Annotated in this window: 6 protein-coding genes; 4 read left to right on the top strand and 2 right to left on the bottom strand. The window is 74.6% G+C overall.

Annotation, left to right across the window (positions count from 1 at the left end; all coding sequences use genetic code 11):
* Positions 1 to 1291 precede the first annotated feature (1291 nt).
* Positions 1292 to 1720 carry an ATP-binding protein gene (locus BMZ82_RS38590; protein WP_093782053.1) on the top strand — a complete coding sequence of 143 codons (429 nt, stop codon included), beginning with the start codon at positions 1292 to 1294 and terminating at the stop codon, positions 1718 to 1720.
* A gap of 269 nt (positions 1721 to 1989) precedes the next feature.
* Complete coding sequence (locus tag BMZ82_RS38585; protein WP_093782052.1) at positions 1990 to 4647, top strand: SpoIIE family protein phosphatase; 2658 nt, start codon at positions 1990 to 1992, stop codon at positions 4645 to 4647.
* Between the two features lie 28 nt (positions 4648 to 4675).
* Here the strand turns inward: BMZ82_RS38585 and BMZ82_RS38580 are convergent, their stop codons facing one another.
* Positions 4676 to 6148, bottom strand: coding sequence for a hypothetical protein (locus tag BMZ82_RS38580; RefSeq protein WP_256252350.1), 1473 nt, complete (start codon positions 6146 to 6148; stop codon positions 4676 to 4678).
* Positions 6149 to 6402: 254 nt separating this feature from the next.
* On the opposite strand from BMZ82_RS38580, the gene BMZ82_RS38575 reads away from it, so the two are divergent.
* On the top strand, positions 6403 to 7575 hold the full coding sequence (locus BMZ82_RS38575; RefSeq protein ID WP_256252349.1) for a glycoside hydrolase family 18 protein: 1173 nt from the start codon (positions 6403 to 6405) through the stop codon (positions 7573 to 7575).
* A complete protein-coding gene (locus BMZ82_RS38570; protein WP_093782050.1) occupies positions 7572 to 8141 on the top strand; it encodes a phosphotransferase in 570 nt (189 codons plus the stop codon). The genes BMZ82_RS38575 and BMZ82_RS38570 overlap by 4 nt, the downstream gene beginning before the upstream one ends.
* Positions 8142 to 8254: 113 nt before the next feature.
* On the opposite strand, the gene BMZ82_RS38565 is transcribed toward BMZ82_RS38570, so the two are convergent.
* Positions 8255 to 8425, bottom strand: a 171-nt coding sequence (locus BMZ82_RS38565) for a transposase (protein ID WP_143099010.1), incomplete at its 5' end; no start/stop codon positions are given.

Below are 8425 nucleotides of genomic sequence, written 5' to 3'. Positions count from 1 at the left end.
GCTCCGGGTCCCCGGGCTTCGGCTCCGATCCCGGCTCCGGGCTCTGGCTCGGTCCTGGCTCCTGCTCCCGGCCTCGCGGTACGCGAGACGCTCACGCAGACCGACACCCGGCCCCGCTGAACCGCGGCCGCACGCCGGCTCGGCTGCGCCCCCGCCCCTGGCTCCGGTCCCGGCTCCTCGCCCCAGCCCCTGGCCCCTGGCCCGGTTCCGGCCTCGGCTCCGGGTCCCGGCCCCTGGCCCGGTTCCGGCCTCGGCTCCGGGTCCCGGCCCCTGGCCCGGTTCCGGCCTCGGCTCCGGGTCCCGGCCTCTGGCCCGGCTCCGGTCCCGGCTTCCGGTTTCCGGCTTCCGGTCCCGGCCCCTTGTCCCGGCTCCGCCGCCCCCCAACCCCTCCAGGACCACGACGCGCTGCGCTGGCTCGCGCCGGACGAGATCTGGCACGTCGACTGGCTCGACCAGGACGTACCGGCGGTACGCGAGATGCTCACGCGAACCGACACCCGGCCCCGCTGAACCGCGCCCGCGCGCCAGCTCGGCTGCGCCCCCGCCCCTGGCTCCGGTCCCGGCTCCGGGGCCCCGGGTTTTGGCTCCGGTCCCGGCTCCGGGCTCCGGCCCCGGCCCTTGGCTTCAGCCTCTGGCTCCCGGCCCCGGCTCCGGGCTCCGGCCCCGGCCCTTGGCCTCGGCCTCTGGCTCCCGGCCCCGGCCCCGGCCTCTGGTTTTGGCCTCGGCCTCGGCCCCGGTCCCGGCTTTGGGTCCCGACCTCTGGTTCCGGTCCCTGGCTGCGGGTCCCGGCCCCGGCCTCTGGCTCCGGTCCCGACTCTGGGCCCCGGGCTCTGGCTCGGTCCCGGTTCCCGGTCCCGGTCCCTGGCCCCGCCCCCGTACCCGTACCCGTCGGGTCGGGTCGGGTCGGGTCGGACGCCCTGTCACCTCGGCGCATTCGCCAGGTCGTTCGGGTCGTTCCGGGGGTAGGCCCGCCCGGGTCCCGGTGATCCGGGGGCGGCCCGCCCGGGCCCCGATGACCCCCGGGGGGCCCGCCCAGGCCTCGATGGCCCGGGCCGCGATGACCCGGCAGCGCACCCGCAAGGCCCCCCGGGGCGCGCCCGTCCGTCCCCCGGGGCCGCGCCCGCCCTGCCCCCCGGGGCGCCCCCGCTCGCCCCCCTTGGTGATCCGGGGGCGCGTCCGCCGGAGGGTGAGGGGATTGCGTACGCCGTTTGTGCCACAGTGCGCCCTGTTGTGCGGTACTGGCTCGCGGATATCGGGTATGTGCCCATTAACCCCACGAAACCGGACATGGGTGTACCCGCTGGCCTGGGAAGTGATCGGCGTGATCGACACCGAAGGCGACTGTGCCGAGTGGACGTTTCCCGCGGACCCCGGTGCGGTGCGCACCGCGCGGCGCGCTGTCCGGGGGCAGTTGCACGGTTGGGGCCTCGACAGTCTGGGCGACCTCGCCGCCCTGCTGGTCAGCGAGCTGGTCACCAACGCGCTGCGGCATGCCACCGGCCCCATCGGCCTCCGGCTGGTGCGCCCCTCGGGCCGGCAGGGCGTGCTGCTGGTCGAGGTCTCCGACCCGGTGCCGGACCCGCCGCGCGAGCGCGCCGCCCGGCCCGAGGACGAAAGCGGGCGCGGACTGCAACTCGTGGCCTCTTCCTCGCACCGCTGGGGCACCCGGCCCGGAGACACCGGCAAGACGGTCTGGTTCGAACTCGCGGTACCGGGTTGACGGGGCGTGACGCGGGGATGAGCCGGTGTACAGCGGGGGTGGCGGTGTCCCTCGTTCGGTTCTGGTCCCGACCGGTTCCGGAAGGTGTGGTTCGACGACGTGCCCGCTGGTTAGAAGACTGGAAGTGTTGTCGCGGCACGGTCCGAAAAGAGCCTGGACCGTGCTGTGATCGTGAACACCGTGTCGTGCGGACCCGTAGTGCTGGATACTGCGGGCAGCCGCCGCCGGTGACCGGTGCCGGACGCGGTGAGCTGGAGGGGACGGTTCGCGTGAGCGAGATACCAGCGAAGGCCACGGAGTCCGAGGACCCGTCGGGCGGCGCGAGGGGGAGGGGGAGGGCCGCGGGTGCGCTCGCCGCCGCCGACCCCCGGCGCGCCCTCGACGACGTCCCGGGCGAGGAGGCGACGCCCGGTGACGCCATGTGGCAGAGCAGTCCGCCCGGTTCGATCTACGACTACATCAAGGTCGCCTCGTTCTCGATCGGTCCCGACGGCCTCGTCGACCAGTGGAGTCTGCGCGCCGAGCAGATCTTCGGCATCCCGGCCGAGCGGGCCGTCGGCATGGACCCCATCGCCGTGTTCGTCGACCCTGACCTGCGCGAGCGCGGCCAGCGCAAGATGGCCGAGATCCTCGACGGGCGTGAGTGGACCGGCGTGGTGCCCTTCCGGATGCCCGACCCGGTGCCCGGCGGCGGGCGCGGCGAGCAGGGCCTCGCCGAGGTGTACGTCATGCCGACGCGCAGTCAGGACGGCGAGAAGGCCGCCGTATGCATCGTCGTCGACATCCGCACGCTCCGCAGGATGGAGACCGACCTCGCCGCCTCGCAGGCCATTTTTGGTCAATCCCCCTTCGGTTTCCTGCTGATCGACCCCGACCTGCGGGTCCGCCGCGCCAACCAGCGGTTCGCGTCGATCTTCGGCGGCACCCCCGACGAGCACCACGGCAAGGGCGTCCACGACTACCTGCCCCGGCCCGAGGCCGAGCGGGTCAGCGCGACCCTGCGCAGAGTCCTGGAGACCGGCGACTCCATCACCGACATGCACGTCACCGGCTTCGTGCCGGGCTCCGAGGAGCGCCGGCACTGGTCGATCAACCTGTACCGCGTGCACAGCGGCACCGGCCGCCCCATCGGCATCGCCTGGCTCGGCACCGACATCACCGCCCGCCGCGCCGCCGCCCGCGAGGCCGCCGCCGCACGGCGCAATCTCGCCCTTCTGAACGACGCGGGCGCCCGCATCGGGAACTCCCTCGACCTGGAGACGACCGCACGCGAACTCCTCGACGTCGTCGTGCCCGGCTTCTGCGACCTCGCCACCGTCGACCTCTACCAGGGTCTGCTGGCCGGCGACGAGACCCCGCCCGGCCTCGCCGACGGCAGCGCCGAACTGCGCCGGGTCGCCTTCTCCTCCGCCGTCTCCGACGCCCCCTTCGACGGCAGCGGCGCCCCCGTCGCGGTCGGCGCCGTCCACCACTTCGCGTTCAACTCGCCCTGCGCGGACGCCCTGCGCACCGCCCGCCCGCAGGCCATCCCCGGCGAGGAGGGCGGCCTCGTGCAGTCCACCCTCGCCGTCCCGATGGTCGCCCACGACACCGTCGTAGGCCTCGCGCAGTTCTCGCGGACGAAGGGCAGTGAGCCGTTCGGGGACCGGGACCGGGAGCTGGCCGTGGAGTTGGCGGCGCGAGCGGCGGTCTGTATCGACAACGCGCGGCTGTACCGGCGGGAGCACGAGCGGGCGTTGATACTGCAACGGTCGCTGCTGCCGCCGGGCGACCCGGTGGCCTCGGGCCTCGACATCGCCTGCCGCTACCTGCCCGGCAACTCCTCCGCCGACCGGCCCAGCGAGGTCGGCGGCGACTGGTTCGACGTCATCGAACTGCCCGGTCACCGCACCGCGTTGGTGGTCGGCGACGTCATGGGGCGCGGGCTGCGCGCGGCCGTCGCCATGGGCGAACTGCGCACCGCCGTACGTACCTTGGCCCTGCTCGACCTCGAACCGGCCGAAGTCCTCTGCGCGTTGGACGAGATCGCGCGCGGCCTCGGCACGCCGGGCGGCGTCCAGCAGGCCACCCGGGCCGCCCGCCGGCCCCGCGAGGCCGACCTGTCCGAGGTGTACCTCGCGACGTGCGTGTACGCGGTCTACGACGCCGTGACGCGCCGCTGCACCTTCGCCAACGCGGGCCATCTGCCGCCGGTCCTGGTGGAACCCGGCGAGCCGGCGCTGATGCTCGACGTGCCGCCGGGCATGCCGCTCGGCGTGGGCGGCGAGCCCTTCGAGGAGGTGGAGGTCGAACTCCCCGAAGGCGCGCTGCTGGCGCTCTACACGGACGGTCTGGTCGAGTCCCGCGACCATCCGCTGGACGAGGGCCTCAACGCGTTCGTGGGGGCGCTGACGGACCCGGCCAGCCCCCTGGAGGACGTCTGCGACCACGTCCTCAACACCCTCGACTCGCACCACGGCGAGGACGACATCGCGCTGCTGATGGCCCGCGTACAGGGCCTGCCCGCCGAGTCGGTCGGCGACTGGACGCTGCCGCGCGAGCCGCGCAGCGTGGGGCGGGCGCGGGAGCAGGCGCGCGGCCAGTTGCTGGCCTGGGGCCTCGAACCCCTCGTCGACACAACGGAGTTGCTGGTCAGCGAACTGGTCACGAACGCCTTGCGGTACGGCGAGGGCGACATCAGACTCCGGCTGCTGCTGGACCGCACCCTGGTGTGCGAGGTGTGGGACTCGGGCCTCGTCCAGCCGCGCCGCCGCCGCGCCCGGGACACCGACGAGGGCGGCCGGGGCCTCCAGCTCGTCGGCCTCCTCTCGGCGGCCTGGGGCTCGCGGCGCACCCCGCTCGGCAAGACGGTGTGGTTCGAACTGCCCCTGCCGGACGGCGAGACGGGCCTGGTGGACCCGGCGGAGGCGTTGCTGAGCCTGTTCTGATCTGAGCAGATCCTTTCCTGACGGACCGTCACATTTCGTGTCCGGCCCGGCCCGTGAAGCCCGCGGGCGTCCCGTCCTCGGGATCCTCGGCCGGGACGATGCCGCCGAGCACCGCCCCGCCGGTGCCGGCCGTCGCGGCCGGGCCGCTCGCCTCCGTGTACGGGTTCCCGTGCGCCCGGACGTCGAGTTCGGCCAGTTCCCGGGCCTCCAGGGCGAGGGTGTCGGCGGGCGGGCGGTCCGCCTGGTCCCCGGTCGCCAGGAGCCGTCGTGCCTCTGCCAGGCGGGTGCGCGCGGTGGCGCCGACCGCGCCGCGGTGCGTCGCCACGAAGTCCGCCGCGGCGGCGGTGGCGGTGCGGGCGGTGATCAGGGCGGCGGCCGGCAGCACCCCGGCCCGCCCCGAGGCGACCGGCGCGGTCGCCCGCACGATCCGACGCAGCAGGCCTACGGGATCGTAGGGCTGCCGGCCGGTCAGCTCCTGCCGTACGGAGTCGAGGACGGCGTCGGCGTGCGCGAGGCGGGAGTGCAGTTCGCCGGGCGGCGGGCCGGAGGGGTCGGGAGAGCCCTGTTGCCGGGCCGTGGCCAACTCGGTCTCGGCGCCGGTGAGGGCGGCCGGGACCGTCTGCTCGGCCGCCTGTAGCCCTACGGCCATCCGCTCGACGCCCTCGACGAAGACGGCCGCCTGGTCGACGGCGCCCTCGGCGGCGCGCAGATGGCGGGCCGCGTGTTCCGGTTGCCCCGAATCTGCTGCCTGGCGGGCCTGGTTGAGCCGGACGGTGGCGAACACGAGCCGGTCCTTGGCCTGTTCGACGTTGCCGGTGACGGCGGCGGTGGCGGTGGGCGCGTACCGGGCGTGGAGCCCGGCGAGGACGGCCTCCGAGGCCCCGGCCCGTCCCGCCAGCTCCCGGAACCTGCCCTCGGCGACCCCCAGCGCCGCGCCCACCCCCCGTTCCAGTCCGCGCAGTTGGCCGAAGGCGTCGGCCACGGCGTCCAGTCGCCGGCCGGCTTCCGCGCACCGTCCGACGATCCCGGCGAGCGCGTGTCCCCGGGCCGCTTCCTCCGCCGGCACCCCGTCGTCGTAGCGCTGCCGCATGCGGAACGCGGCGGCGAGTTCGGATTCCGCCTCGTGGAGGGCCTGTTGGAAGGCGGCGACGGCCTCCGTGCCGAACAGCGTCTCGGCGAAGCCGAGTTCGGCGCGGGCGGCGCGGATCCGGTTGTCGGCCTCGACCAGCGCCGCGCAGGCCTCCTCGTCGCGGGCGGCGAGCGGCGGCGACGACCTCGGCGGCGGCGGGCTGCCGACGCCGCCGGGGGTGGTCCGGTCCCGGACGCGCCGCACCCGGCGCAGGTACCCGTACCCGGCGACCGCGCCCGCCGCGCCGACGGCGACGAGCGGGAGCACGAGATCGGCGGTGGACGACTCGTCGTCGCCGGACACGGAGGCGCTCGTGGCGGTGCTTGGGGCAGTGCTTGCGGAGGCGCTTTTGGCGTTGCTCGTGGCGGGCATCGGCTCCTTGATCGCAACCGGAGCGTCGGCACCGGACGTCATCCCCGGCAACACCAGCCACACGACTCCGAGCGCACCACCCAGCACGGCGTGAGCCACCCGCACGGATATCTGCGACCCGGCACGCCGCGCCCGGCCTCGAACCAAGGAAGAGGTCACATTTGGGAGCGTATGGCCGCGAATACGGCCCCGCGACCGGGATACACCCGAGCCGGGGTCGGTGGGGCAGAACGACACGGGAGGGGGAACCCGCGATGAATCGATCACAGGGTCAGACGGAGGCACAGACGGAGGCACAGACGGAGGCGCAGGCGGGGGAGCAGGCGGGGGAGCAGGCGGAGGCGGTCGGCGGGAGCGAAGAGGAAGGGAAGGGGCGGCCCGTCGTGGCCGTGCCGGGCGCGGGACCGGCCAAGGGGAGCCGGAGGCGTTGGCGGCGGTGGCGGTGGCTCGTGCTGGGCCTTGTGGTGGTGCTGGTCGGGCCGGTCCTCGTGGCCGAGGCCGCGCTGCGGGTCAATTACCTGGGGGAACCCGGTGACGGGACGTACAGCCGGGGGAAGGATGCCGTCTGGCTGGGGCATGCCTGGGTCGACGGGCGCAAGAAGGACGCTGACGTCGAGGCGCTGGCCGGGCGGTTGCGGGGGACCGGGATACGGGATCTGTACGTCCACGCCGGGCCGCTGGAGCACGATGGCACGCTTCCCAAGTCGGCGTATGCGAACGCGCGTTGGTTCATCGCCGCCGTGCACCGGGAGGCGCCGCAGCTCCGGGTCCAGGCCTGGCTCGGTGACGTGCTGGCCAGTGAGAGTCCGAACGGCATGCGGCTGGAGCGGGCCGGGACGCGTGCCGCTGTCGTGCGGTCCGCCGGCGAGATCCTCGACGCCGGTTTCGAGGGCGTCCACTTCGACCTCGAACCCCTCCACTCCGGCGACCGGAACTACCTCGCCCTCCTCGACACCCTGCACGCCCTCACCCGCGCCCGCGACGCCCAACTCTCCGTCGCCGCCCACCAGATCGACCCGCTCCCCGGCTTCCACTCCTTCTGGGCGGCGACCACCGGTCACCCCAAGTGGTGGTCCCAGCGGTTCTTCGGCGAGGTCGCCCGTCGCGTCGACCAGATCGCCGTGATGTCGTACGACACCATGCAGCCGCTGGAGAGCACCTACGGCGGCTACGTCGCCCAGCAGACCTCGCTCGCCCTGGAGGTCACCCCCGCCGCCACCGACCTGCTGATGGGCCTGCCCTTCTACCACGAGAACCGCTTCGGCCACTGGGCGCACGCCGAGACCGTCGCCGGCGCGGTCCGGGGAGTCCGCCTGGGCCTGTCCCGCACCGACCCGCACCGCGCCAACTTCGGCGTCGCGGCCTACGTGGACTTCGCGGCGACGGAAACCGACTGGACGTCGTACGAAAAGGGCTGGGTCAGGTGACCCCCGGCCGCCCCCACCTCACCGCCGCCGATCTCGCCCCCCTCGCCCGCGCCGCCGCCGGCCCGCGGCGCACCCTCGCCGGTGTCACCCGGATGCGCGGCGGCAGCAAGAAGGGCTCCTACCGGCTCACGTACGACGACGGCTCGACGGCGATCGCGTACGTCTGGTCCCCGGCGGAGAACTACTGGGACCGCTGGGACGGCCGGGACGACCCGCAGGCCGCCGCCGGGCCCCGGCCCCCGGACCCGCGCGCACCCTTCTCGCCCGCCACCGGCACCGACCTGTTCACCGCCGCCCACGACCGCCTGACGGCCGCCGGCGTCCGCACGCCCCGCCTGCTCCTCGTCGACCCCGACCGCCGGTACCTGCCGGCGGACGCGGTCGTCGTCGAAAACGTCCGGGGCGGGAGCCTGGCAGCGGCCCTGGCCCGGGACCCGGCCGCGGCGGGCCCGATCGTCGACCGGCTGGCCGGGCAGCTCCGCGCGCTGCACGCCCACGACGCCCCCCCGCTACCGGGGTTCATTCGCAGTGCATCGGGCTTCAGCCCGGTGGTGAAGCGAATCTGATGGTGGCGACGCGGAGCGTCGCCGCGTCTTGTCCGGCGGCGCCGGACACGGCGTGTTCACCACCCGCGGCGCGGAGCGTCGTGATTGCTGGTCCCGGCGGAGCTGGGCTGTGCTCACACCGGCCGGTTCTGCTGCTCGATGTACTGCCTGACCACGGTGAGCGGGGCGCCGCCGACGGTTCCAGCGAAGTAGGAGCCCGACCACAGCTTGTTGGCCCGCCAGTAGTGGCGTACGAGGTCGGGGAACTCCTGGCGCAGACGGCGTGAGGAGACGCCCTTGAGGGA

Source organism: Streptomyces sp. yr375 (assembly GCF_900110755.1).
Classification (GTDB): domain Bacteria; phylum Actinomycetota; class Actinomycetes; order Streptomycetales; family Streptomycetaceae; genus Streptomyces.
The sequence above is the reverse complement of the archived record's forward strand: the minus strand, read 5'-3'. Positions and strand labels throughout refer to the sequence as shown.

Excerpts from the sequence above, each read along its gene's own strand:
- BMZ82_RS38580 (WP_256252350.1), bottom strand. The coding sequence starts at position 6,148 with ATGCCCGCCACGAGCAACGCCAAAAGCGCCTCCGCAAGCACTGCCCCA.
- BMZ82_RS38575 (WP_256252349.1), top strand. The coding sequence starts at position 6,403 with ATGAATCGATCACAGGGTCAGACGGAGGCACAGACGGAGGCACAGACG.